Genomic DNA, 24,562 nt, shown 5'->3' with positions numbered 1-24,562 from the left:
ACGCGCCTCAGTCCGAGACGGCGCCGGTCTCCGCGCGGCGCTTCTTGTCGATCTTTTGGAGGACGACGGCGGTGACGACCAGCGCGACCTCCACCGCGGTCGCGAGCACCGCGAGCCAGCCGATCCCCTGCGTGAAGCCGATGGCCATCGCGACGGCGCCGATCACGATGAGCGGCATGAGCGCCAAGGCGATCCGGTTGCGGCGGAAGTTGGCCTCGGAGGTGTCCATCATGTTCTCCGCGATGGCCTGCCTGGGGCGGAGGATGATCTGGAGCGGCCACAGGACCACGACGTAGAACACGACGGCGAGCAGCAGCCCCGCGCCGTACCCGAGCAGGCCGAACAGCACCGAGACGACCTGCGGTCCGTCGACGGCGAACCAGTAGTGCCACTTGTCGGCGGCCTGCGCGGCGGCGATCTCTCCTGATGCGCGCATGACGATCTCGGCGACGCCCATGGCGACGACGGCGCCGAGCGCGCCGAAGAGCGGGAAGATGAACCAGCGCGGCTTCACCGTCGCCATCGACAGATCGTGGCCGCGCCGCCACGCGAGTTCGAGGGTCGGGAACGCGCCGGCCAGCGCGGGGCCGAGGAACATCAGCCAGCTGACGGGGTTCTCGCCGTCCATGTCGCCGACCGCGACGACCAGGCCCCAGGCGCTCGCGAGCGCGCCGATGACGGCGACGATCCGCGCCGGGATGCTGTAGTTCGCCGCGAGCCACGCGCGGAAGGTCATCGACTGGCCGGACGGGGGTGTTTGGGCGGTCATTCCGGGATCGTAACAACGCGGCACCAACCCGCTCGGGGTCCGCGAATCCGGCACCCGTTCACTCCCGTCGAGTGTCCTGTGCCACATTTGACTGATTGATGTCGAGGACCGCCGGTCGGCTCCGTTCCCTGGGTACGGGGCCGCGAAAGGCGCGGCCCGCGCCCGAGGAGGCAGCAGTGACCGTCATCCGCATGGACCACGCCGGCATCGTCGTCGAGGACCTCGCCGCCGCCATCGCGTTCTTCACCGAGCTCGGCCTGGAGCTGGAGGGCCAGGCGACCGTCGAGGGCGCCTGGGTCGACCGGCTCATCGGCCTCGCCGACGCCAAGGCCGACATCGCGATGCTCAAGACCCCGGACGGCCGCAACCGCATCGAGGTCTCGGAGTTCCAGCACCCGGTGTCCGCCACGCCCGCGCCGCGCGCGCCGGTGAACGTCCCGGGCATCCCCCGGCTCACGTTCGTCGTCGACGAGGTGGACGAGGTCTTCGCCCGCCTGGTTCCCCACGGCGCCGAACTCGTCGGCGAGGTCGCGCAGTACGAGGAGATCTACCGGTACGGCTACGTCCGCGGCCCCGCCGGCGTCATCATCGGCCTGGTCCAGGAACTCGGCTCCTAGGCCGCGTTCGAGAGTGGAGAACGATTTCGGGAAGATCCGTTGTGTTGCAACAAGGTTTGCCCGAAGTCGCGGACTTCATGCGCCGGCGGTGGCCCGGCGGGAGCAACCCGCCGGGCCCCTTTTCCCACTACTTCAGGCCGAAGGACCGGATCGTGGTCTGCTCGACCTCGGTTCCGGCGTCGTCGGTCGCGAAGAAGCGGGTCGAGACGAACTCGGCGCCCTCGGGGAAGTCGAGGGTCGCCGTCGCGGTGCCGCAGTCGAGGTCGATCGGCACGTCGATCCAGGTCCCGCCCTCGTCGTACGAGACCTGGAAGGTCATCGACTCCGCGGTGACCGGTTCGGCATTCCGATCGACGGCCAGGTCCAGGGTCACGTCAAGCGGCTCGGAGGCATCCGCGTAGCCGCCCTGAACACCGTCGGCGCTCATTCCCACCACCGGAATCGACAGGACCGAGGGCTCGCCCTCGGCGATCTCGGCCGGGTCGAAGTCGAACTCCCACGCCAGGGTGTTGTTGGTGCCGAACGGGACCACGTCAGTGCCGCGGCTCGACTTGGAGGTCAGCGAGTAGCGGCCGGCATCGGGCAGTTCGGCATAGAGCCCCATCACCCGGTTGGCGTCGTCGAAGCTGCCCAGGACTTCGCCGTCGAGGCTCAGCTTCACCGTGCCCTCGTAGCCGAGGAGGTCGAGGGTCTCGCCGTTGTGGCCTCCGGCCGCCCAGAGCGACAACTCCGTGTATGCGAGGTCGCTTTCGGACTCGACGAGCATCTGGGCGGTCCCTCCGCCGATCGGGCCGTGGTTCTCGGAGAAGGCGGTCCTGCCCACTTCGAGCACCCGGTCCTGGTAAGTCCTGCTGAAGCCGTCGAGCAGGTAGAAGCCCTCCTCGTCGAAGACGCCGAACTCGCTGTAGCCCGCCCAGCTGACCTCGGGCCCGGCGCTGCGGTAGTTGGTGCGGGTGGAAGGGGCCTGGGTCCAGGTCTCGCGGCACCATTCGGCGAAGAACGAACCCGCGTCGCCGTTGTCGCAGGTCCTGCCCCGGGTCACGATGCCGAAGCCGTTGTAGGTGGTCTCCTCGATGGAGAGCTCCTCGTCCGCCACGGTGAACGACAGGTCCTCGGGGTACCCGCCGGTCTCGGCGAACGAGAGGTCGTACCGGTACGGCTCTTCCGCGCCCGCAGGACTGACCAGCCGCGGCTGGTACATGAAGTCGAGCTCGAACCCGTCCGGCAGCTCCGGCTCGGGCAGGACATAGAAATCGGCGTCCGGGCCGAGCATGGAGGTCAACCCCCTGCCTCTCCCCGGTTCGTCGAACGGGCTCCGGAACCCGGCGGCGGCGTGCGCCCCGTCGTACACCGCATCCGGCTGCTCGACGTCGACGGTCACCGGCGATGCCTCCGACCCGCCGTAGCGGACGTCGACGGGGTCGTCTGCGACGGTCACGGCGACGACGCCGGACACCATTTCCGTCGCCACGAGGTTGCGCTCGTTCCAGACGCCTCCGTAGATCAGGTACTCGCCCGAAGGGAGTTCCGCGGTCCCGGTCCCGTTGCCGGTCTCGTCGAACATGACGGGGCCCCGGTCCCCGGTCGCAGCGTCGTACCAGTTGAGCCAGGCCCACTCGGGAACGGCGTCCGCGTGGTCGGCGGTGGTCACGGTGACGGTCTGGGTCTCGGCCGCCGACACGGCCCGGTCGTCGGCCGGGACGAGGCCGTCGTACTCGCGCGGGTCGAGGTCGGCCTCGGGGACCGCGGCGGCGTCGGTGTGACCGCCCGCCAGCAGCTGCGCCACGTCATAGCGCCGCGCATCCTCCGCACCCGATTCGATCGCCTCGACCCGGTCGACCGGGACCACCAGGTCGTCGAGCACCAGGTGCCCCACGTCCTCGCGACCCGCGGCCGGCTCGAACCCCTTGACACCGTTCGGCGCCACCGTCACCCGGTCACCGGTCGGAAGAACCACGGTGCCCACCGCCGCCGCCGATACCGCCTCGGCCGCGACCGGCTGGTCGGGCTCGTTCGCGTTCGCGAACGGAGTCACGGCCAGCCCGGCCACCGCGAATCCGCCGACGGCCGCCACCGCCGCAATGCTCTTTCGTCTCCGCATGGAGAGTCTCCTCTGAATCGACTGAAAAAGCGCGCACCACTCACAAGACGTAGCCGACGGACCAAAAGGTTGTCACCCGGATCAACTGTCCCACTTGCCGAACGCGGCCTAGTCGCTCCGGCCGGCCACCCACAGCCCGAACGCGATCACCGGCGCGACCAGACCCGTCGCCATCGCCGCGGCCGCGGGCACGACGATGTCCATCGGGCGCGACGGCTTCCAGGCGCCGCGGCGCAGGATCGGACTCAGCACGGCGAGTCCGGTGACCGCGAGCATCATCGCGAGGTCCACAAAGGGCGCGAAGCCGGTGAACACGGGGCGCAGCACGCCCTCGGCGCTGTCAGACAAGGCCAGTTCCCACAATCCGACCGGAGCGGGCACCGACCCGACGACCGGCGTCTGGTGCCACACGCCGGTGAACCACTCGCCGAACACCGGATCGAACGCGGCCGCGGCCAGCAGCAGCGACCAGGCCATGCCGACACCGGCGGCGATGTCGGCGCACTTCCCCTCGTCGACGGCGGCGAGCGTGGCCGATCGCATTGGCACGCATGCCATTCTGCCGAACTGGTTGCAGACGAGCAGGACGACGAGGTGGACGATCACGAAGCCTGCGACGACGGTCAGCAGGCGCCCGACCCAGGACAGGACCGCGCCGATGCCGTGCAGCAGCCACAGGAAGGCGGCGGCGATCGCGTCCCAGATCGAACCGATGACCGCGCCGCCCCCGAGCAGGTCCACGACTACGAGGGCTCCGACGACCGCGACGGCGAGCGCGGCCGCGGCCACCGTAAGCGGCCGCCGGAGTCGAGCGGCGGTCGAGTAGCCGGCGGCGTACCGGAACTCGCGATAGGGGGCGTACGCCAAACGCCTGACCCGGCTGCGCGAGCGAGCATCGCCGACGGCCGCGAACGCCGCATAGATTCCGAAACCGATGGCGACGGCGACGCCTGCGACCAGCGCGATCGTGAGGACCCAGGTCAGGACGGTGCCGATGAAGCCGCCGATGACGGTGAGGAGGCTGTACAGCCAGCGGAGGATCCAGTACAGCCACATGGCGATCGGGACGCCGACCAGACCGGCGAGACTCGCGATGACGACGATGGTGAAGGGCCGCCAGGTTCTTGCCCGCGCGGACCATCCGGCCGCCGCGAGCCACAGCACGGGAATGCCGAACATCGCCGCTTGCAGCAGGCCCCGGCCCAGGTCGCCGTACGAGAGCGTCTTGAACGTCGCCGCCCATGACGACGCCACTCGCGCGAGTGCCTCGAACGCGGCCGTCATGTAGCCGGGTCCGACACCTGCGGCCGCCACGGTTGCAGGCAGGTTCGGGAGCGTCGCGGCCACGTACACGATGCCGGCCGCGATGTAGAGGACGGCGAGCCAGATGACGGCCTTCGTCGAGCGCGGCGGGGTCGTGCGGGTGCGGACGGCGCTGAGGATCTGGGCACGTCCGACCCACCGGCGCCGACGTGCGCGCACCGGAGGATCGGGAGGAATTGTCATCGGGTCGGGTTCGAGGCCGAAACGGTACATAACTTCCAGCTTGGCACACATTGGCGCGCAACGCAGTTCGCAAACGCAGTCGTCACCGGGCTTAAGCAACCCTAGGTGAGGAGTTCAGCGTCGTGCTGCTCGAATAGGCAGCGCATCGTCTCAGGAGAGCGGTTGGCGGTGGCGTGGACGGCGTTGATCAGCGCGTTCGTCTTGGCGCCCATGACGAGAAGAGACCGGGCGGGTTCGGGGCGCGAGTTCCAGTAGGTGTGGGCGGTGCCGCCGGGGACGATCGCCGCGCCGCCGACGGGACCTCGACCTCGTCGATACGGACGCCGAGGGCCCCTTCGAGGACGTACCAGGCTTCGTCCTCGGTGTGACGGTGGAGCGGTGCCTGTTCGAGGCGTTCGCCGGTCGCGCCTTCGGCCTCCCACTCGGCGAGGACCAGGCTGTAGCCGGGCGGCGCGAGGGTCTTGCCGTGCATCTCAGGTTCGAAGGATTCGGGAATCGACATCGGTACCGCCTTCGGGTCGGGTTCAGGGGGGCCGGCACGGCCGCTCCGACCATTTCGCCGGTGTCCGACGCCGGGCCGTCAATCGGTCGATCCGATGGTGCCTCCTTCCGCGACGTCACCGCCACCGGGCTCGACCCGCTCGGCGCCGACACCTCCCGCGCCGACCGCATCCGCGAAGCCCAGCGCGTCTTCGACTGGCTGGCCGAGGTCTTCGCCGCCGCCCCGCCGATCCGCACCGGTACCTGCCCTCGCCAGGAGGCGAGTCGGTGCTAGTTGCCGGAGAAAGTCCAGAGGCGGTCGGTGAGGATGAAGCCGGCGTAACGCTGCTTGACGCCTCCACCGACGGACTTGGTGACGCCTTCGTTCCAGTCGAAGTTGCACCTCGCCCAGGAGCCGTTGCCGTAGTTGTTGCGGCAGAACCGGATGTTCTTGCTGTCGACGTCGACGTTCTCATACGCGATCCGCGCCATGGCCGCCATCCCGTCCGCCGAACCGTCCTTGACGTAGACGTAGTCGCCGTCGTAGACGACGCAGACGACCGTGTGGCCTGTATCGGCGCCAGACGTCCCGCAGTCACCGCCGCTGCTGGGGGGCCCGGCGACCTGGACGCCGGTCTGACAGGTGACCCAGTCGTTGGGGCAGCTCTGGTGGTAGTCCTCATCGGCCCAGCTCGGCGACTGCACAGCGAACACCGCGACGACTGCGGCGATCAGGCTGAGCACCGCTGCGCGCAATGCGTGTCGAGGCTTGACACGGATTCGGCCGATCATCGACGAATGCAATGGCGTATCCCTTCTTGAGCGGGACGCTGCGCAAGCGAATTCCGCTGCGGCGCAAGCAATTCCCTACCAACAGGCGCAGTCGGCGCCCGACGCGGAGAGTACCAGTCACGCCCGACACCGGATTCCTCGACGCAACTCCAAACCTGTTGCGGGACCGGGCGCCTTCGAGGCCGACCGCGCTTGCCGCAGATCGGCGGGATCACTTCGACCAGGGCCATCCGTCATCGACATACCTGAACGCGGTCTAGCGCCCGCTCGCGCGCATGTCGGTTCCGGAGAGGATGCGACCGGCGATGCCGGGCGGGAGGGCGCGGCCGAAGGCCGCGACCAGCTTGTACTGCCAGCCGGGGACGCTGAGGGCTTTGCCCTTGCGCCAGTCGCGCAGGGCTGCGGCGGCGACGGTGTCGGGGTCGAGCCACAGGAAATCCGGGATCGTCGACATGTCCATGCCTGCGCTGCCGTGGAACCCGGTGCGCGTGAAGCCGGGGCACAGCGCCATGACCGTGACCCCTTCCCGCCGAGCCATCTTGGCCGTCGCCTGGCTGAAGTTGATCACCCACGCTTTCGTGGCGGAGTAGGTCGAGGTGGGGAAGAACCCGAGCAGCGAGGCCGTGTTGACCACTCCCCCGCGGCCGTTGTTCAGCATTGACGGCAGCGCGGCATGCGTCAGTCGCAGCACGGTCTCCATGTGCAGCCGCGACATCGCGATCTCGGCCTCGATCGGGGTGGCGAGGAATTCGGTCGGGTGACCGAATCCCGCGTTGTTGACGAGCAGGTCCACGCCGTCGCGGCAGCGCTGCTCGATTCCCGCGAGGTCGGCCTCGGCCGTGAGGTCGGCGGTGAGGAGTTCGATGTCGGGCAGCGACTCGGCGCTCTGACGGAGGCGATCGCCATCACGGTCGACGAGGATGAGCCGATAGCCCGCGGAGGAGAGTCGCTTTGCTAGGGCCGCACCGATTCCCGAAGCGGCGCCGGTGACGAGCGCGGTGGGCCGAGGTGGGTCAATGCTCATGCGCCGAGTGTAGGGGGAAGGTTGGTCGCTGACGGCGATCGCGGTCCAGGCCCGACCGCGGTCAGTTCGCGGCCCTGCAACCGGCAGCGACCGCAGACTCGGCGCGATCTCGGCCAATTCGCGGGGGCGGTAGCGGGCGTCGGACCGCCGCGGCCCGGCCCCGCTCAGTCCGCTGCACGGTAGCGGGCGGCGACCGCCGCCGCGCGGTCGCGCAAAGCCGCCCGCAGCGACGGCGGAGCCAGTGCCTCGGCGTCGGCCTCCAGCTGCCACAAGGCCCACTCGGCATGGCGCGCATCCTGATAGGTCAGTTCGAGACGCGGCCACCCGTCGGGTCCGGGTTCCTCGGCCCGCACCGCGAGCGCGGTGTCCAGCAGCTCCTCGCGCCGCGCCGGATCGACCCGCACCAGCGCGGTCAGATGGGCACTGCCGGAAAGGAACTGCGCCGACCGCTCCCGCCAGATCCGGTCCAGGTCCACCCGGTCCGGCCGCTCGGCAGGGTCCGGCAGCGCCTCGGCCTCCAGGACACGCGAAAGCCGGTAGGTCCGGTCCGCACCCGACCTCGTCGCCAACAGATAGCCCCGGTCCCGGACCGTGACCAGCCCGATCGGGTCGACCGTGCGCCACCGAGGCTCCTGATCCGTTGCTGCATAGCGGATCCGCAGCTTCCGGCCCGCGAGGACCGCCCGCCGGACCTCGACCATCGCAGCGCCCGGAACGTCCTCGGTCACCTGACGCCGCGACAGCAGATCGGTCTCGGGCTCCACCAGGAACCGCTGCGCCGCATCGCTCACCGTCGCCTGATGGCTCTCAGGCAGCGCGTCGACGACCTTCCGCATCGCCGACGCCAGCGCCGTCCCGAGCCCGAACACCTGCTCGCCGCGCTGCGACCCGGCCGTCAAGAGCGCCAGCGCCTCCTCGTGGTTCAACCCGGTCAGCTCGGTCCGGAACCCCGGCAGCAGCACGAACCCGCCGTTGCGGCCGCGCTCGGCGTAGACCGGAACGCCGGCCGCCGAGAGCGCCTCGATGTCGCGGAGCACGGTCCGGGTGGAGACCTCCAGCTCGCTGGCCAGCGTCTCGGCGGTCAACCTGCCGCGCTGGCGCAGGAGGAGCACCAGCGAGACCAGCCTGTCCGCGCGCATTCCGAAAATCTATCAAAAATCATGACCGATGATGTCGTGATTTCTTGGCAGGCTCATGAGCAGGAAGTGTCCCGACGAAACGAATGGAACAGCTGTGACGATGGAACGTACCGCGATCAACCCGGTGACCTGGTCGGTCGAGATGGGCTTCAACCAGGGCGAACTCGTCTCCGGCCACACCCGGACCCTCTACTGCTCCGGCCAGACCGCGATGACCGGGGACGGCAAGCCCGAGCACGAGGGCGACATGGCCGCCCAGCTCGCCCTGAGCCTCGCCAACCTGGAGGCCGTCCTCGCCGAAGCGGGAATGTCGCTGTCGAACCTGGTGCGGCTCAACGTCTTCACCACCGACGTCGACCTCCTCTTCCAACACTACGGCGTCCTAGCCGCCAAACTCGGCGCCGCCCGAGTCGCCCCGGCCACCACGATGCTCGGCGTCACCCGCCTGGCGATCCCGGGCCAGCTGATCGAGCTGGAGGGCACCGCGGTCGGCTAGCGGGATACGAACGGCGGCAGGCCGGTCCCGCTCGACGAGCGGGGCCCGCTTGGGTGCGCCACTCCCCTAACCTGGTCGCATGCCCCTCCTCAAACCGGCGATCGAGTCGCTTCTCGACGATGCGAAGACGAGCATCGACGACCGACTCCGGTCCTTGAAGCGGGTCCCGTTCCGCCTGCGCCTCAAGCGGCTGGAGCGCGCCCCGCGCACACCGTGGCGGCCGAGGCAGATTCCGACCCGGATTCTGCCGATCGCGCTGGTGCTCATCGCGGTCGCCGCTTGGATCTACTACCGCGTTCAGGCAGGCCAGATCGAGGCGGCGCGGATCCCCGGCGATGCGCAGGCCGAACTCGAAGTCACTAAGATGCGCCTGGACGCCATCCGCAGCACCCTGACGGTGGCAGCGGGCCTGGGTGGCGCTGCGGCACTGGTCCTCGGCTTCCGCAAGCAGCAGCACGAGGAGTTTCACACCACCCAGCAGCGCATCATGGACCTCAGAGTCCATGCGGTCGAGCAGCTCACCTCGGAGAACGCGACGGTCCGCAAGAACGGACTCCTGACGCTCGAACGGCTCGGCGAGCAGCACGAGGAGCTGCGGAGTTCGGTCCTGGACGAGATCTGCACCTATCTGCGCCAACCCTTCGATCCCGACGACCATCCCGGCTCCACAGACCCCGAGCGCGAGGTCCGGCGGAAGGCACAGGAGATCCTCCAACGAAAACTCAAACGGACCCTCGGCCCCCGCGAGTACTGGAGCCATGATCGCCTGGACCTGAGCGGCGCCCACCTCGAACGTGTCGATTTCGGTGACTGCCATCTGGTCGCCGCTAACTTCTTCAGCGCCGTGTTCGCGGGAGATGCCTCATTCATCGAGAGCTCGTTCAACGGGTACACCACATTCCTTGCAACGAAGTTCGAAGGCTCAGCCGAGTTCAACCATTCGACCTTCTTGTCAGGCGCCGACTTCAAGTTCGCCGAGTTCGGGGACATCGCGTTCTTCTCCCGGGCAGGCTTCGGCTCGGCGGCGGAGTTCCAACATGCGATATTCCGCAGTCCAGTGGACTTCGAACAGACCAGCTTCCTAAGCGAATTCAACGCCCACGGCACCCGGTTCAATGCCGACACGGGGTTCGAGCACGCCCTGTTCCGGGAGAGGGCGGCTTTCCATGAGGTCGTCTTCTCCGGCACGGCCGCCTTCGAGTTCACGAAGTTCCGCGGCGACGCGCGCTTTGACGCCACAGTTTTCGAGCGCAGAGCGACCATCCTCTCCTCCACCTTCGAGAAGGACGCCCACTTCCAAGGCACCGACTTCCGGGGCCCGACCACCTTCTGGGGATCGACCTTCAACGGCGACGCGAACTTCGAGGGCACGGCCCTCCACGAACCCGACATCTTCGACCTGGTCTCCTTCTGGCGGCCCCTCAACCCCTCGCAACTCCCGACCGGCTGGAATCTCGAAAAACTCCCCTCACCGAGCCGCTACCGCTACCTGGTCCGCGAACCCGAACCGGCCGCCGGCCCGGTCCCAGCGGCCGACCAACCGGAACCGGTCGCTACTCGCGAGCGAGGATGATCTGTTCCAGGGGTACTTTGCCTTCGATACGGTCCTGGAGACGGGCGGCCCCATAGGCGATTTCCCGGAAGTGCTCGGCTGTTCCCCAATAACCGAGTATCTCTGTTTCGGCTGCCAGGACCGCAGCGGAGAAACGAATGTCCCGGAGTACATCTAGCCGGGCGGAGTCCACTCGCCCCAGGACCGCCGAAGCCCGGTCAACCAGCCGCAAAGTCGCGTCGGCAACCCACTGCTCGGCCACCCCCTCTTCAATTTGGCCAAGTGCGGCATGCCTGACGAAAACAAGATGGTCCCAAAGCTTGCTCAGCGCCGCCGAGCCACGATAGCCCACGAGTTCCGCTTGAGCACAGATTGCTTTAGCAAAGATTCGGTTGAGATCGGTCGAATGCCCGACTTCAATGAGCGCCCCCGGCTCAATTGTCCGATGCCCTGAGATAACGACACGCAGCGCACGCGAAAGGGCGATTCCGAAGTAGCGCGGCTGCATATCCTGGCTTCCAGTGTCATCCGGATACGGATCTTCAAGGCTCAGGCCTAGTTCGGCATTGTGGAAGCGCTTGAACGTCCTCACAAGCGGGTCCAAAATCGAGTTCATCATGGATACTTCGAACGACGGACCTGAGAAGAACTGACTGCTGAAGGCGGACCGAAGCAGATCCACCAGACCGAGATCCCGGTGGGCGGAAGCGGCATCGTAGAAGTCGAAACCAAGACTCTTCGTGGCCACGGAGATCTCCGCATGGATCAGGCCGAGTAGCTTGTCAGTATCGAGCGAAGCGGAACCCTCGCGATCGCGCTTGAGCACCTTCGCTACTCTGATGGCGTCTGCGAGAAGCAGGTTCGCAACCACGCGTTTCGTAGCAACATCTTCCGTGAGGTACAGCTGGATCCCCAACTCATCGACGGGGTACATGGGTGGCGAACCGACGAAGCAGGCCTTTACTTCAACACCATCAGATGGCCCCAGAGTCCAGACTGGGCCGATTCGCGAGTCTCTCGTCATCGATTTAGCATCACGGTATACAAGCGCCCTCACCTCCTCCGGAGTAACGAGCCGATATGTGGCGGTGTTCTTAACCGTCGCTGCGCTGTTGAACCATTCGACGAATCCTATGGCTTCGTGTCCCCACATCCCCTTGGCCGGAAGGATACCGACGGGGTTGGTGAACCCGTCCGGCTGCAGATTGCCGAAGTCCTTGCAGAACAACCAATAAAGATCCGCTGGAATCGGATCCGGGCAGACGAGGGTGCCATTGTCAAGCGACACGAATTTGGTCAGATGTTCGGCCACCAGCGCCAACGCAACCTGGTATCGGAGTTGCGGGTCGGCGTCGTCCTCAAACGCCGCTGCCTTGAGGTCCTCGACCCGCTGCCGGAGGTCGCGGTGGATCTGACCCTGGTTCGCGATGCACGCGAACGCAAGCGAGAGTGAGGCCCCGGTATTGCGTTCGAGGCAGACCTCGACGATGCGGTCGGCGTCGGAGTCGGCGATGTAGAGGAGCGTCGTCTCGCGCCACCAGGGGTTGTCGACTTCCCGAATCAGAGTCTTCACGAGGTTGTTGTTGCGGATGTGCACGGAAGCAAGGTATTCGCCGATGGTGTGGTGCGCGAACCCGAAGCGGTCCTTCTCGCGCTCGGCGAGGAGGCCGCTCGACTCGATGATGCTGTCCATCAGGATCCCGGCGGTGACGTCGACGTCGAGGCCGCTCAGCAGGCCGTCGAAGACCTCGACGACCTGAGATCTGGAGAAGTCGCGGGTCTCCGCGGTCATCATCTCGTAGGCGAGGGCCGCGAGGATCCGCTGCCTGATCGCGCCGTTCGGCTTCACTTCGAGCTTCTTCGACTCCTGTCGGCGCCAGAGCATCACGTCGCAGACCTGGCCGTACAGGTCTGCACGGCCTGCCGGAAGCGCCCGGCGCTCCCTGTGGACCAGGACCATCATGGTGAGAAGGAGCGGATTGACGGCGAGGTCCTGAAGCACTGGAGCCGTCGCGAGCTGGTCGAGAAGATCAGTCGCCTCTTCGGCGGCGCGCCGGTCGATCTCGGGCCCGGTCGACTGGGTCGCGAGGCGCTCGCTGGCCAGGCACCAGCCGTGGACGAACCGGCGGATCTCCTCGGTGGTGAAGGGCCGCACCTGAAGCGCGGTCGCTTGGGGGATGACCGCGGTCTGGTAGCCGTGGGGGCGGGAGGTGATCACGAAGTCGTTGCGCGGGTGCTTGGCGATCTGCTTCTCGATCCACTCGGAGACGAGCGTGCGGTCCTCCTTGCGGGCGACCTCGTCGAGGCCGTCAAACAGGATCAGGCAGTCGCCCTCGCGGAGCCGGACCTCCCACCAGCCGGACGGCTCTGAGATCGCGAGGCGGCCGACGTCCGTGCGAATCAGGTCGGCGAGAGTCTGGGAGGAATTGGCGGACAACGACTCCGCGTGGTCCCGGAGCGCGAGCAGGACCGGGATGCGTCGGCGCTGCTCCTTCCCGCTGGAGGCCGACCGGCGGGCGGTGTGGCGGAGCAGAGTGGACTTGCCGCTTCCGGGCGCGCCGATGACGGCGAAGACCGCGGGCCGTTCCTGGTCGAGGAGTTCGTGGATCGATCGGCGCTCGGTGGAGACGTCGCTGAAGGTCGGCAGCAGGCCGCCCGACTTCGGACCGGGAGACCCCGGGACCAGGCCGACGTCCACATAGACCGCGTCGAGTTCCGGGATGTGGCTCGGGGTGTGGGCGAGGTCCCGGGCGTTGATGCGGGCGTTCTGTTCGAGCACGTAGCGGCGATAGTGGCGGGCGTAACGGGAGACCTTGCGGCCCAAGGCGAGGTCGGCGACGTTGGCGAGTTGTTCGAGGCGGCGGCGGACGGTCTGCTGGGCGACCGAGAGCAGCATGGCGCCCAAGCCGATGACCGCCTCGTAGAGGACCAGGAGCAGGACCGCCAGCCAGGTCTCGGCCAGGTTCCGGTCGATCAGCAGCCAGGTGAGCGGGAGCCCCGACAGGCCGAGGATCGTGGTGATTGCCTTACCAGCGAGGGACATCCGCCGACTCCTACGGGCTCACGGAGATGGCATGGCAGGACTGCCAAGGGTTATGACGAGGGTAGCGGAGCGGGGCGACAAGAGGGGTTCTGGAGGTTCCGGGCGAAACGTCGGTGGCGGTCCCGGCGGGCCGCCGGGTGGCGGCCTGCCGGGCCTTTCGGGTTAAGGAGCGAGGTTGCTCATCTGCTCCTGGAAGTTCCAGACGTAGTCGTCGAAGTAGGGGCTGAAATTCAGTCCGTCGTCGCGGAACGTGCTGAGGGTGCCGTTGGCCAGGCCGAGACCAGGAAAGGTGGCGGAATAGTTCAGGAGCCAGGGGCCGCCGCTGGCGCCCTTGGTGAAGTTGCAGTTCATCGTGATGCGGTCGTCCCAGATGACGCCGGTGGCTCCGCTGCGGCCCCAGCAGTGCCACTGGAACTGGTTGTCGCCGTGGTTCTCCGGGTAGCCGATGACGTGGAGGTCGACCTCGTGGCCTTGCCCGGTGGCGAAGCCGTGGCCGCCGACCACCTGGTTGAGAGTCTGGCCGTTCGAGTTGGGGCGCACGAGGAGCATGCCGACATCGCGCTGGAAGTCGCGATCCTCGATCCACGAGGTCGGGACGGTCTGGGTGTGGTAGATCCCGGACCAGGTCCCGTACGGCTTGTAGCCGTTGTCGTATCCGGGGACGAAGGCGACATTGAAGTTCCATTGGATGTCGTAGAGGCAGTGCGCGGCGGTCAGGACGAGGCTCTGGTTGCCGCTCGCGATCGCGGACGCCGAGCAGCTGTGGGAACCGCCGAGGACGTCGAGGTAGAACATGCGGCCGGTCGCGTACGAGTGGTCGAGCATCGGGGCCGCCGGCGCCGAGTCGGGCGCGACCGGTTCGACCAGTCGCGGCTCGCCGAGGTCGAGGTCCTGGAGCAGGGCGGTGTCGAGGACGGGCTCGTCGATCTCAGGGGGCGTCGCGGCGGCCATGCGCTCGGGCGTCCAGAACGCGTCGAGGTCGTCTGCTTGGAGCAGAGGGGCATCGGTGGGGGACGCCAGCGAGTCCCGCGGGTCGGATTCGGTCTCTGATGCCGCACTCGCGCTGGACGGGACGGCGACGACCGACATCAAGAGTGCGAAGACGGCAGCGATCACTACTTGGATTGCGGAGCGGAAGCCCTTGTGCGCCATGAACATCCTCCGGTGATTCGGGTATTTCGGCGAACTGGCACAGCGTATCGATCGACTTACAAGATCACGGTCCCGAGTTCCGTTGTGTACTAGTTCGGGGGCCTCGGTGACGAGACCCCCGAACCATCGTTATCCGAGGCTGAACTTCCCGTTGACGCCCGAGCCCGGGCCGCTCGGAGAGGCCGCATTCACGAAGTTCCACTCGACGTAGTAGTTCGCGACCTCCCTGATCGGGATGGTGGCCGTGACTTCCTGGCAGGCGGTCACGGTCCCGCTCATCTGGACGTTGACGATCCCGCCCGAAGCGACCAGGGAGTCCGCAGCGCCGTTGACACCCTTCTTCGACACCGAGCAGGAAAGCTGCCCGATGTAGTTCCGCTCGGGCCACCAGCCGATGGCGAAGCGCCACGGAGTCGCGACGGCGGACATCTCAAGCCGGTAGTTGGTCGAGTCGCCGGCTATGCCGTTGAGCCTGACGCAGGCGTGGCCGGCGGCCATGTAGTTCGCATCCTCCGTCTCCTGTTCCCGGTCGCCGCTGGGCGGGTCGCAGACGGTCTTGCCGTCACTCGGCAGGCCGGGGACCGGCTTGATCGTGAACGAGGTCCCTGCGGCGGTGTTGCTGTCGGCGACGGCGAGTGCGGACCCGTTCGCGGACCAGTACTGGTGCTGTGCCGCATCGGCATTGATGATTGCGATCGCGTCGAGCGGTCCCGTCGCCGCAGGAGCGGCCACCCACTGCTGGTCGGCCCCGCTGGTGCATGCCTTGATGGCGAGGCCCGGCGTGGAACCCGTCGTGCGTTCGGCACAGTAGTCCCCGACGGGGCTCTCAAGGCGCTTCAACTGATCGTCGTAGATCCACTGCTGGTTCGCGTTCAGGTCGTCGCACGCCTCGCGCCGGAGTCCGCCCACGGCCGTGTCGCGGGAAGTGCATTCGCCCGAGTCGGTCACGATCTGAAACGTGGTCCAGCCCCCGGGGAGCGCTTCGGACGGCACCGGCGCAGACCGCTGGGGCAGAAATCGCTGCCAGTCCTTCGCGCTCTCGCCAGCACCGGGAGCCTCCAGCGAGATCGACTTGCCGTCCTTGGAAGCGGTCCAGTACCTCGCAGCGGCTCCTGATTCCTGAAAGATCAGGACTTCGTAGAGCTCTCGGCCCGGAGATCCCTGAGACGCCCATTGCTGCTCCGCTTTGCTTGAATCGCAGTGGGCGACATTGACCTGGCTGCCCGCTGTTTCAGCACACAACATGCCACCGAGGGTCAACTGCTTGGTCGCTGGGTCGTAGGTCCACCGGTTCCACGCGTTCTCCGCCCTGCACGAACCTGTCACGATACGGTCCTGGCCCTCGATTCGGGAAGGGCAGGTGGCGGCGGCATACCAGGGGCTGTAAAGGGTAAACGTGCTCCCATCGGTCGGAAGATCGTTCGGCTTCGCGGGCAGAAGGGTGAGCACGTTTCCCGGCAAGTTGATGTTCATGTACGCACCAGGCCAATAGCCCGGTCCGCTGCTACTGATGTAGTACTGGCCGCCAGCCGCTTTGATCCGAACCGTCCCGGGCGTCGGCCCGGGATCGGTAACTCACTTCCGGTCGCCTGCGCCAGAGGAGATTCCGCACCCTTCGAGGGATATGGCGCGTTTGGCCGCCGCCAGTTTGAGGCACATACTGCCCCGCTTGAGCTGCTGGGAGATCGGATCGTAAACCCATTCCTGTGCGGCGTCGACCATATCGCATTTCACCGATATGACATCCATAGTGCGGTCGCGCAGACATCCGCCCCCGATGTCGACGATTCTGAACCTGCTCCCGTCCGTGGGGAAGGCGTCCAGGCCAGGTGCCGCGGCCGCAGCCGGGGGTACGAACCCCAGGACCGCGACGGCCGCGGCGATCGTGATCAGGATGCTGACCAGGCGGGCCCTCCATGCGTTCACGCGGGCACGCTCCTTCGAATTGCCTGCGCAACCTAAAGTAGACGGCCAGGAGAAGGGCCGGGCGATCCTCCACCAAGAGATCGCCCGGCCCCGGGAGGAGGGACGGCGGCGGGTGTGGGCCATTTGTCGCGGGAGGCGATGGCCCTCCGCCGCCGTCCCTCTGGGAGCTCCGCGGCCGGTCCGGAAATTAATCTCCGGCCGCGGAGCGGTCAGGGGGTCAGGTGGTGTCGGGTTCGGCGATCAGGGCGCGGCACTGCTCCAGGAGCCAGGGGCACCACTCGTCGCCGGCCCAGGCGGCCGACCATTCGGGTACGTCCTCGGGGTCGTCGGTGAAGCGGCAGCACTCGCGGGCGCCGGCGCCGTCGTTGACGTCGAGGAGGTAGTCGATGATCTTGGGCGTGCGAGCTGGATGCGAACCGAGCGAGTAGAGCGTGAACGTCGCAGGGCCGCGCCGGAAGTCGCCCAGGTAGCCGTCGACGCCGGGCTTGCCGTCGGAGCGCAGGTTGTACGGGTCCTTGTCCGGACGGGTGCCGTCAGCCATCGCAGTGCCTGAAGAACTTCGCGGAGTCGAGCCGGTCGCGGTAGAAGATCCGGAACGCCTGCTCCTCCAGCCAGACCTTGGCGTGTGGCTTGAGGCCGTTCCAGAACCGGCCCCAAGTCGCTTTGAGGTCACCGGAGTTGAGGCCGGAGATGACCAGGACGACGTCGTTCTGCTGCACTCCGGTGATCACTTGGAACGAGTCGGGCGCGACTGCGCTTGAGGCGCGGACCGTGTAGGACCGGTAGTCGTCTTGAAAGGTCCCCCGATCGAGTGATGCCGCCGGATCGGGCTCTCCACTCGTAAGTCTTCTTGTTTGCATCGTAACTCCATTTCAGACTGTCAAATTTCTGACATCTCCCCGGCGTGTCGCGCACCTCCGGGCGAACATGGAGCGATCCGCCGAACCACTCCGCACATCGCGAGACGACTTTCGAACTCGCGACATCATGACTCTAGACGGTAAAACCGCAGGTCACAAGATGAGAATTGTTGCGGCCCAACGAGACTGTGGGAATTTTTGCGTGAGGATCTGACCGTGGAATCCCCGCGGTCGTTCTCCCCCGCAACGATTCTCACAGATGCAGAGTGGCCGTGGACTATGCGATAGTGAGAGTTCGCATCAAGAACCAATCCACCTTGGGGGCATGCATGGCGAAGACGGAATCCGGAATCTGGTTCATCCAGATGATGCTGAGAACCGGCCGCCAGGCAAAGGGAAAGACACAACGAGAGATCGCGGAAGAGGTGTTCATGGCAACGGATACCTACCGCGACTACGAGGCGGGCCGATCCAGCCCGCCCGCCAAGAACATGAAGGCGCTCGCCGAGGCGTGCGGCCACGACGAGGAGAAGGCCAAGTACATGGCGCGAGCCGCACTGGGCCGCAAGGAAGGGGAGGCCCTGGAGGCCGAGATGCGCTTCAACGGGCTGTATATCGCTCTGGCCGAGCGCTATTACGGCATCTTCTTCAAGTTCGATGCCCTGATGATCCCAGGGCTGCTTCAGCTCCAGGAGTACCACTACACCGTTGTCCGCCAGGCGGAGCCGTTCGGAACCGATGACTTCATGGACGGCGGTTGGGACTTCAAGGAGGAGCGCCAGCTCGCCGTCGAGGCTCGCACAGATCGGCCGGTGATGCAGTTCCTCATCGGGGAGACCGCGCTCCTCCAACTCCGGATGATCTCGGAGGAGCTCTACCAGGACCAGATGCGCCACCTCCGCAGGTGGGCAAGGAAGCCTGGGGTCTCCATTCGCATCCTTCGCGGTCCGGTCCCCGCGCACCTGAGCGGATTCAGCACCTACCTTCCGGGAAAGAGCAAGCTCGCCGGTCCCCAGATCGCGTACTCCGAGATCGCCGACTCCAGCTGGCTCATCGATGACGAAACCCGTATCACGGGTTACGATGAGATCCGCAAGATGCTTTGGAAAAAGGCGATCCGGATCGAGGTCTACAACGATGACGACTGGCGTTACCGTCTGGCGTAAGAGCACCCGCAGCGGCGGCGGCAACAACACGGACTGCGTTGAAGTTCGCCGGGCCTGGCGCAAGAGCACCCGCAGCGGTTCGGGGAACAACACCGACTGCGTCGAGGTCGCCTTCTGCGCCGACGACGCCGGCTTCCATCTGCGGGACTCGAAGCTGGACACCGATTCCCCGGTGTTCGACTTGGCTTCCGCCGACTTCACCGCGCTGGTGAAGGCCGCGGGCTAAGCACTACAGACCAGACAGCAGGAGGGGCGACCGCCGAGCGGTCGCCCCTCCTCCCGTCTGCTCTCGGTTCAGCCGTTCACACAGCCGCTGTTCACGGTCAGGATGACGTTGTCCTCAATCTGGTCGTTGTGCCCCATGGTCAGCACGACCTCGACACCGTCGGATCGAGTGGCCTCCATGTACGGAACGCCGTCCTCCTCGGTGATCGACTCGTTGACGTCGTATCCGAGCTCGGTCCAGATGTCGCGCATCTCGGGCGCGATCTCCTCGAACGTGCCGGTCTCGAACTTGTAGTGCTTCCAGAACTGAGTGAGCACGAACTCGTCATCGCATTCCCACGACTGGGGTGAACCGCTGAAATCCTGCGGAGGTTCTTCCAGTTCCGCCGCGATCTCGGCATAGGCGTCGTCGATGAGCCCATCCGCGTCGTCCCTGGTGTACTCGGGAAGCCAGTTGCTGAGGTGGACGCCTTGCTGCAAGCCGAGCAGGCAGGCGACCGCCACCCCCGAGCCGAGGAGAATGAGGTCGGCACGGGCCCGATGCTGCGGCTGCGGCGACTTCAGGAGTTCCGGGAACCGTCTCCGGATCGAGAAGTAGAACGCCAGTTCAACGACCAGCAGGATCTCGATTCCCAACGGCAGGTATGCGAACGGGATGATCGCCTGGAAGTGAGTGATGAGGACCGACAGGTAGCCGACGAAAATGGCCACCGAACCGCCTAGATACCAAGCCAGACGCGGTGGAGCGGACTTGACCGTGACGGCCGCGGCCACCTTGAACGTGCAGTCCAGAACGACCAGTGCGGTCATCGCGACCTGAGTGAATATCTGGCGCTCCGGCACGATACCGCCGAAGAAGTACAGGACCACGAGAAAGAAGACGGCCGTGAACGGGATGAGCGCGGCGTGCACGATCAGCACGACCCGAAGGAACATCACCTCGAACGACCCGGCTGGCTTTGCAGGCGGCACGAACGGCGGTGCGGCATACACGTCCAAATGAACCTCCAGGAGGGTCTGAATCCTTGAGCCGCAACGATACTGGGGACTCCGCTCAAGGTGGACGCAAAGTGAACACTAACACCGGTGCGTCATCCGGACAGGTCAGAGCGTTGTCTCCTCCCGCCGTCTCGGCGGCCGGTCGGGTTCCGCGAGCTCCTCCGCTACGCGATCTCGGCCAGGAGGGCCCTGTGGAGGGCCGGGTTGCAGGCCAGGATCGAGGTGGCGCTGGTGTCGTAGTCGACGCCGTCGATGTCGGTGACCAGCGCGCCGGCTTCGCGGGCGATGACCACGCCGGCGGCGACGTCCCACGGGTTGATGAAGGAGTGGTAGGCGGCGTCGACGCGGCCGGCGGCGGTCCAGCACATGTCGAGGGCGGCCGTGCCGAGCATGCGGACGCGCTGGATCTTGGGGACGAGGCGGCGGAACAGCTCCAGGCGCTGGGCGTTGCGGCGGTCGGACTCGGGGTTGACGCCGAAGTCGCCGAAGGCGACCACCGCGTCGGAGAGCTTGGCGGGGCCGCGGACGGCGAGCGGGTGCTTGTTGAGGGCGGCGCCGTGGCCGAGGGCGGCGGTGAAGCGCTCTTCGCTGACGGGGGCCTCGACGACGCCGACCACGGAGACGCCGTTCTGGGTGAGGGCGAGGGAGATGGCGTAGAGGGGCGAGCCGTGGGCGAAGTTGACGGTGCCGTCGATCGGGTCGAGGACCCACTCGTAGTGGGAGTCGGTGTTGCCGGTGCGGCCGCGCTCCTCCCCCAGCAGCGGGATGTCGGGGGTCTCGGCGGCGAGGAACTCGCGGACCGCGTCCTCGACGGCGTAGTCGAGGTCCGTGGCGTAGTCGCGGTCGCCCTTGCCGCTGATGGAGCGTTCGCGTCCGAGCCCGGTGCGGATGACCTCTGCGGCCGTCGCGACCGCTTGCTCGGCCGTGCCCAGGAAATCCAGCAGATCGCTCATTATTCGGTTCCTCTATTCGTCCGAACCCACCCGACGTGCCACATCCTAGACGTGCAAGACCAAGCGGCTCTTGGACTCCCAGTGCGATTTTCCCGGCAATCCACACGAATCGCAGGCCGGTGCGCGCGCAAAGCGGCGCGCACCGGCCCAAATCACTCAGGCGACTGACTCATTTCACGATTTATCCGATGGGCAGCCACACGCGCATCGAGGCGGGTCCGCGCGTGGCGCGGAGCCTGAACGGCTGGAGGGCGAGTTCGGCTGCTTTGCCGTCGTCGTCGGTGGTCGCGGTCCCGTAGGGCCAGCCTTCGGCGCGGTCGTGGACCTGGGCGGCGATGTAGACGCGGCCGTCGCGTTCGACCGGGGCGGCGGCGGTGTCGACGGTGAGTTCGTCGAGGTCGCCGCCGGGGAGGTCGACCGATTCGGCACACAGGACGACCGGGCCGCGTTCGACGGCGGCGCAGCCGCGGACGGCGTCGACGCGCGGGTCGGGGAAGGTCCAGCGCGGGGCGACCGGGAGGTCGAGGTGGAACTCCTCGCCGGGCGCGAAGTCGGCGATGCGGCCGACCGAGACCGCGCCGGGGTCGACGTCGTGGACGCTGCCGTCGGGGTGGACGAGCTTGGCGCCCTGGGCCCAGGCGGGGACGCGGAGGGTGATCTCGCGGTCGCCGCCCTCGTTGGCGTCGACGCGGACCGTGATGCGGCCGTCCTCGGGGTAGTTCGTCTCGACGGTGAGGGCGAGGCGGGCGCCGTCGACTTCGGTGTCGATGGTGCAGGGCGTGAACTGGTGGATCTGGATGCCGCTGTCGTTCGCGGTGGCGACGTAGACGGCGAACTGGGCGAAGGTGCGGGCGAGGTTGGTCGGGCAGCAGGAGACGTCGAACCACTGGGCGCGGTGGCCGCCGGCGCGGACGTGGTTGAGGGCGCGGTCGGTGGGCGGCTCGGGGTCGGCGGTGCGCTGGTGGAGCGGGTTGGCGTAGAAGAACGCCCTGCCGTCGGGGGCGACCGCGCCGGAGAGGACGTTCCAGGCGATGCGCTCGATCATGTCGCCGTGGCGGGCCTCGCCGGTGGCGAGGGTGAGGCGCCAGGCGGTCATGACCGCGCCGATGCCGGCGCAGGACTCGGCGTAGGCGCGGTCGGGGCCGAGGGCGAAGTCGCCGCCGAAGGCCTCGTCGGCGTACTGGGAGCCCATGCCGCCGGTGAGGTGGGTGCGGCGGGCGACGGTGCGGTTCCATTGGCGCTCGACCGCTTCGAGGAGTTCGGTGTCGCCGGTCTCGACGGCGACGTCGATGGCGCCCGAGGAGAGGTAGAGCGCGCGAACCGCGTGGCCGCGCAGGACGTCGGCGTCGCGGACGGCGACGTCGTCCTGGTAGTAGAAGCCGTTCTCGCGGAGGGTCTTCTGGCCGTGGCGCTCGATGAAGAGGCGGGCCTGTTCGAGGTAGCGGGGCTCGCCGGTGGCGCGGGAGAACTCGGCGAGGGCCACCTCGATCTCGGCGTGGCCGCAGATGCGCTCGATGCCGCCGGGGCCGAACGTGTCGCAGACGTGGTCGGCGACGCGGCGGGCGATGCGGACGAAGTCGTCCTCGCCGTGGTTGCGCAGCCGCGCGACGGCGGCCTGGATGAGGTGGCCGTAGCAGTAGAGCTCGTGGCCCCATTCGAGGTTGGTGTAGCGGGGTTCCTGGCCGGGGTTGCCGAAGGCGGTGGACAGGTAGCCGTCCTCGTGCTGGGCGGCGCCGATTCGGTTAGTCAGTTTGACGAACTGTTCTTCGAGCGCTTCGTCGCCGGTACGGCCGATCTCCCAGGCCATGGCCTCGGCGAGCTTGTAGATCTCCGAGTCGGAGAACTCGCGCCCGGCCCGCTCGAAGGGCCTGCCCGCCGGGTCGCCGGAGGCGACGCGGTCGAAGTTGGCGATCCAGCCGAGCTCTTCGAGCCAGTGCAGGCAGTGCCGGATGGTGGCTTCGGCATTGACCGCCTGCCGTTCGCTCCAGTGGCCGCCGGTGAGGCGGACTTCCTCCGTCCCCAGGGGTCGCAGGGCTCCGGTGGAGGGCATTACGGGTGTTCTCACAGTCATCCTTTGATAGCTCCTGACATGAATCCTCGGACATAGTGGCGTTGCAGCAGTGCGAAGAGCACGAGGCACGGCAGCGCCATGACGACCACGCCCGCCTGGGTCGCGCCGAAGTCGACGGCGCCCATGGACTGCTGGCGGAGGTTGGCGATGGCCACCGGCAGCACGGCCTTGTCGGCCGAGCTGACGAGAATGAGAGGGGCGATGAAGTCGTTCCAGGCGGCGAGGAACGAGAAGAGGCCGACGGTGATCAGGCCGGGCCAGACGGCGAAGAGCATGATGCGGGTGAGGACGCCGAAGGTGCCGGCGCCGTCGCACATCGCGGACTCCTCGATCTCCTTGGGGACGGCCTCGAAGCTGATGCGCATCATGAAGACCGCGAACGGCAGCTGGTAGAGGGTGAGCACCAGGGACAGGCCGATGAGGGAGTCGCGCAGACCGATGTCGCCGAGCATCGAGTAGAGCGGGATCAGCAGGGTCGAGTACGGGACCATGAGGATCGCGAGGGTGAGCAGGAACAGGGTGTCCTTGCCGCGGAAGGTGAACCGGGCGAAGGCGTAGCCGCCGGCGATCGAGAGCGCGAGGGTGAACGCGACGGTGAGGACTGAGACAAACGTGGAGTTCCACAGGTACTGGAGGAGCCCGGCGTCGTATTCGAGGAGGCTCGCGTAGTTGCCGAAGCCGTAGCCGTCCTGCTGGTTGGTGGCGCCGTGCGGGGCGACCGAGGCGTAGCCGGTCCAGATGAGCGGGAACAGGAAGAGGACGGCGAGGGACCCGGCCAGGACGTAGTAGGAGGTGCTCCAGAGCTTGGTGCTCATCACGCGTCCCTTCTGAGGGCCCGGAACTGGACGATGTTGAGGACCAGGAGCGCGGCGAGGACGACCACGGAGATCGCGGCCGCGGCGCCGAGGTCGAAGCGCTGGAAGGCTTCCCGGTAGATCAGCTGGACGACGGTGACGGTGGAGTTGTCGGGGCCGCCCTTGGTGAGGATGAAGAACTGGTCGAAGGCCAGGAGCGAGCCGGTGACCGAGAGGATGAGGACGAGGCCGAGCGCGGGCCGCAGGAGCGGGACCGTGACGTGCCAGAACGACTGCCAGCGGTTCGCGCCGTCGAGGCGGGCGGCCTCGTAGACGTCCGGGGGGATCGCCTGGAGGCCCACGAGCAGGATGATCATGAAGAACCCGGCGAACTTCCACACGATCAGCGCCACTGTGGACCAGAGGGCCGCGTTGGGGGTGCCGAGCCACGAGACCGGTTCGAGGCCGACCCATTCCAGGAGCGGGTCGAGGGGGCCGATCGCGGGGCTGTAGAAGCCGAAGAACAGCAGCGAGGCCGAGGCGAGCCCGAGGGTGGTCGGCAGGAAGTACGCGCTTCGGAAGAACCCTGAGCCCCTGCGGTTGTCGGCGACGATGACCGCCAGGAGCAGGGAGAGTCCGATGAGGATGACGACGACGATCCCGGTGTACTTGAGGGTGAACCCGACCGCGGGCCAGAACAGCGGGTTGTCCGCGATCCCCTCATAGTTCTGAGGGAGGTTGATCCCCCGGTCGCCGGCCAGCAGCGGCCAGTCGGACGCGGACATGCGTCCGACCAGCAGCAGCGGCGCGACGAAGAAGACCAGCACGAACACCGCCACGGGGGCGGCGTAGAGGGCGCCGGCCAGCTTGCGCGAATGTCGCATTGAGTTGTCGTTC

At 67.2% G+C, this 24,562-nt stretch carries 24 protein-coding genes; 6 read left to right on the top strand and 18 right to left on the bottom strand.

The window, feature by feature from the left end:
• Window positions 1–7: 7 nt before the first annotated feature.
• Entirely contained in the window at window positions 8–769 is a 762-nt protein-coding gene (locus DI269_RS26065) for a hypothetical protein (protein ID WP_157975224.1), read from the bottom strand.
• Window positions 770–945: 176 nt separating this feature from the next.
• Here DI269_RS26065 and DI269_RS26060 point away from each other — a divergent pair, with 176 nt between their 5' ends.
• Window positions 946–1,386, top strand: a complete 441-nt coding sequence (locus tag DI269_RS26060) for a VOC family protein (RefSeq protein WP_112141481.1) — start codon at window positions 946–948, stop codon at window positions 1,384–1,386.
• Window positions 1,387–1,513: 127 nt separating this feature from the next.
• Here the strand turns inward: DI269_RS26060 and DI269_RS28745 are convergent, their stop codons facing one another.
• The 3 genes from DI269_RS28745 to DI269_RS27360 all read right to left on the bottom strand — a co-directional run bounded on the left by DI269_RS28745 (window position 1,514) and on the right by DI269_RS27360 (window position 5,495).
• On the bottom strand, window positions 1,514–3,487 hold the full coding sequence (locus tag DI269_RS28745; protein ID WP_157975223.1) for a hypothetical protein: 1,974 nt from the start codon (window positions 3,485–3,487) through the stop codon (window positions 1,514–1,516).
• Window positions 3,488–3,595: 108 nt separating this feature from the next.
• Window positions 3,596–4,969 (bottom strand): hypothetical protein, encoded by a 1,374-nt coding sequence (locus tag DI269_RS26045; RefSeq protein WP_112141479.1) that lies wholly within the window; start codon window positions 4,967–4,969, stop codon window positions 3,596–3,598.
• 211 nt (window positions 4,970–5,180) lie between these two features.
• Window positions 5,181–5,495 (bottom strand): hypothetical protein, encoded by a 315-nt coding sequence (locus DI269_RS27360; protein ID WP_157975222.1) that lies wholly within the window; start codon window positions 5,493–5,495, stop codon window positions 5,181–5,183.
• A gap of 60 nt (window positions 5,496–5,555) precedes the next feature.
• Between DI269_RS27360 and DI269_RS27355 the strand changes: the two genes are divergently transcribed.
• On the top strand, window positions 5,556–5,768 hold the full coding sequence (locus tag DI269_RS27355) for a hypothetical protein (protein WP_157975221.1): 213 nt from the start codon (window positions 5,556–5,558) through the stop codon (window positions 5,766–5,768).
• Here the strand turns inward: DI269_RS27355 and DI269_RS26035 are convergent.
• From DI269_RS26035 to DI269_RS26025, 3 genes are all read right to left on the bottom strand, one after another.
• Window positions 5,765–6,229, bottom strand: a complete 465-nt coding sequence (locus DI269_RS26035; protein WP_112141475.1) for a hypothetical protein — start codon at window positions 6,227–6,229, stop codon at window positions 5,765–5,767. The genes DI269_RS27355 and DI269_RS26035 overlap by 4 nt on opposite strands.
• A gap of 292 nt (window positions 6,230–6,521) precedes the next feature.
• A complete protein-coding gene (locus DI269_RS26030) occupies window positions 6,522–7,289 on the bottom strand; it encodes an SDR family NAD(P)-dependent oxidoreductase (protein ID WP_112141473.1) in 768 nt (255 codons plus the stop codon).
• Window positions 7,290–7,453: 164 nt separating this feature from the next.
• The gene (locus tag DI269_RS26025; RefSeq protein ID WP_112141471.1) at window positions 7,454–8,428 is read right to left on the bottom strand and encodes a helix-turn-helix transcriptional regulator; all 975 of its coding nucleotides are present in this window, start codon (window positions 8,426–8,428) and stop codon (window positions 7,454–7,456) included.
• A gap of 100 nt (window positions 8,429–8,528) precedes the next feature.
• Here DI269_RS26025 and DI269_RS26020 point away from each other — a divergent pair, with 100 nt between their 5' ends.
• Together DI269_RS26020 and DI269_RS26015 are read left to right on the top strand one after the other, a co-directional pair.
• Window positions 8,529–8,924 (top strand): RidA family protein, encoded by a 396-nt coding sequence (locus DI269_RS26020; RefSeq protein WP_112141469.1) that lies wholly within the window; start codon window positions 8,529–8,531, stop codon window positions 8,922–8,924.
• A 154-nt stretch (window positions 8,925–9,078) separates the two neighbouring features.
• Window positions 9,079–10,497, top strand: a complete 1,419-nt coding sequence (locus DI269_RS26015; protein WP_232822908.1) for a pentapeptide repeat-containing protein — start codon at window positions 9,079–9,081, stop codon at window positions 10,495–10,497.
• Here the strand turns inward: DI269_RS26015 and DI269_RS26010 are convergent.
• The 6 genes from DI269_RS26010 to DI269_RS27345 all read right to left on the bottom strand — a co-directional run bounded on the left by DI269_RS26010 (window position 10,478) and on the right by DI269_RS27345 (window position 17,457).
• A complete protein-coding gene (locus DI269_RS26010; protein ID WP_112141465.1) occupies window positions 10,478–13,519 on the bottom strand; it encodes an NACHT domain-containing protein in 3,042 nt (1,013 codons plus the stop codon). The two genes, DI269_RS26015 and DI269_RS26010, sit on opposite strands and share 20 nt — an antisense overlap.
• 162 nt (window positions 13,520–13,681) lie before the next feature.
• On the bottom strand, window positions 13,682–14,671 hold the full coding sequence (locus DI269_RS26005) for a trypsin-like serine peptidase (RefSeq protein ID WP_157975219.1): 990 nt from the start codon (window positions 14,669–14,671) through the stop codon (window positions 13,682–13,684).
• Window positions 14,672–14,800: 129 nt separating this feature from the next.
• A complete protein-coding gene (locus DI269_RS27350) occupies window positions 14,801–16,144 on the bottom strand; it encodes an RICIN domain-containing protein (protein ID WP_157975218.1) in 1,344 nt (447 codons plus the stop codon).
• Window positions 16,145–16,246: 102 nt separating this feature from the next.
• Window positions 16,247–16,597: a hypothetical protein gene (locus DI269_RS25995; RefSeq protein WP_112141459.1), complete on the bottom strand. Its 351-nt coding sequence runs from the start codon at window positions 16,595–16,597 to the stop codon at window positions 16,247–16,249.
• 217 nt (window positions 16,598–16,814) lie between these two features.
• On the bottom strand, window positions 16,815–17,138 hold the full coding sequence (locus DI269_RS25990; RefSeq protein ID WP_112141457.1) for a hypothetical protein: 324 nt from the start codon (window positions 17,136–17,138) through the stop codon (window positions 16,815–16,817).
• Window positions 17,131–17,457, bottom strand: coding sequence for a hypothetical protein (locus DI269_RS27345; protein WP_157975217.1), 327 nt, complete (start codon window positions 17,455–17,457; stop codon window positions 17,131–17,133). The genes DI269_RS25990 and DI269_RS27345 overlap by 8 nt, the downstream gene beginning before the upstream one ends.
• 329 nt (window positions 17,458–17,786) lie before the next feature.
• On the opposite strand from DI269_RS27345, the gene DI269_RS25980 reads away from it, so the two are divergent.
• Complete coding sequence (locus tag DI269_RS25980) at window positions 17,787–18,623, top strand: Scr1 family TA system antitoxin-like transcriptional regulator (protein ID WP_157975216.1); 837 nt, start codon at window positions 17,787–17,789, stop codon at window positions 18,621–18,623.
• Window positions 18,595–18,849, top strand: coding sequence for a DUF397 domain-containing protein (locus DI269_RS25975; RefSeq protein WP_112141451.1), 255 nt, complete (start codon window positions 18,595–18,597; stop codon window positions 18,847–18,849). The genes DI269_RS25980 and DI269_RS25975 overlap by 29 nt, the downstream gene beginning before the upstream one ends.
• Before the next feature lie 68 nt (window positions 18,850–18,917).
• Here the strand turns inward: DI269_RS25975 and DI269_RS25970 are convergent, their stop codons facing one another.
• The 5 genes from DI269_RS25970 to DI269_RS25950 form a co-directional block, all read right to left on the bottom strand.
• Window positions 18,918–19,847: a hypothetical protein gene (locus DI269_RS25970; protein WP_157975215.1), complete on the bottom strand. Its 930-nt coding sequence runs from the start codon at window positions 19,845–19,847 to the stop codon at window positions 18,918–18,920.
• 164 nt (window positions 19,848–20,011) lie between these two features.
• Window positions 20,012–20,800, bottom strand: a complete 789-nt coding sequence (locus tag DI269_RS25965; RefSeq protein WP_112141447.1) for an inositol monophosphatase family protein — start codon at window positions 20,798–20,800, stop codon at window positions 20,012–20,014.
• Window positions 20,801–20,981: 181 nt separating this feature from the next.
• On the bottom strand, window positions 20,982–22,871 hold the full coding sequence (locus tag DI269_RS25960) for a glycoside hydrolase family 127 protein (RefSeq protein WP_112141445.1): 1,890 nt from the start codon (window positions 22,869–22,871) through the stop codon (window positions 20,982–20,984).
• Window positions 22,868–23,686, bottom strand: a complete 819-nt coding sequence (locus DI269_RS25955) for a carbohydrate ABC transporter permease (protein ID WP_198667761.1) — start codon at window positions 23,684–23,686, stop codon at window positions 22,868–22,870. The genes DI269_RS25960 and DI269_RS25955 overlap by 4 nt, the downstream gene beginning before the upstream one ends.
• Window positions 23,686–24,549, bottom strand: a complete 864-nt coding sequence (locus DI269_RS25950) for a carbohydrate ABC transporter permease (protein ID WP_112141441.1) — start codon at window positions 24,547–24,549, stop codon at window positions 23,686–23,688. Before DI269_RS25950 ends, DI269_RS25955 begins: the two co-directional genes overlap by 1 nt.
• Window positions 24,550–24,562 lie beyond the last annotated feature (13 nt).

The sequence above is a fragment of the Glycomyces dulcitolivorans genome (assembly GCF_003265355.1).
Lineage (GTDB): Bacteria > Actinomycetota > Actinomycetes > Mycobacteriales > Micromonosporaceae > Glycomyces > Glycomyces dulcitolivorans.
Note: the sequence above shows the minus strand (reverse complement) of the source record. Positions and strands in the feature narration are given on the sequence as shown.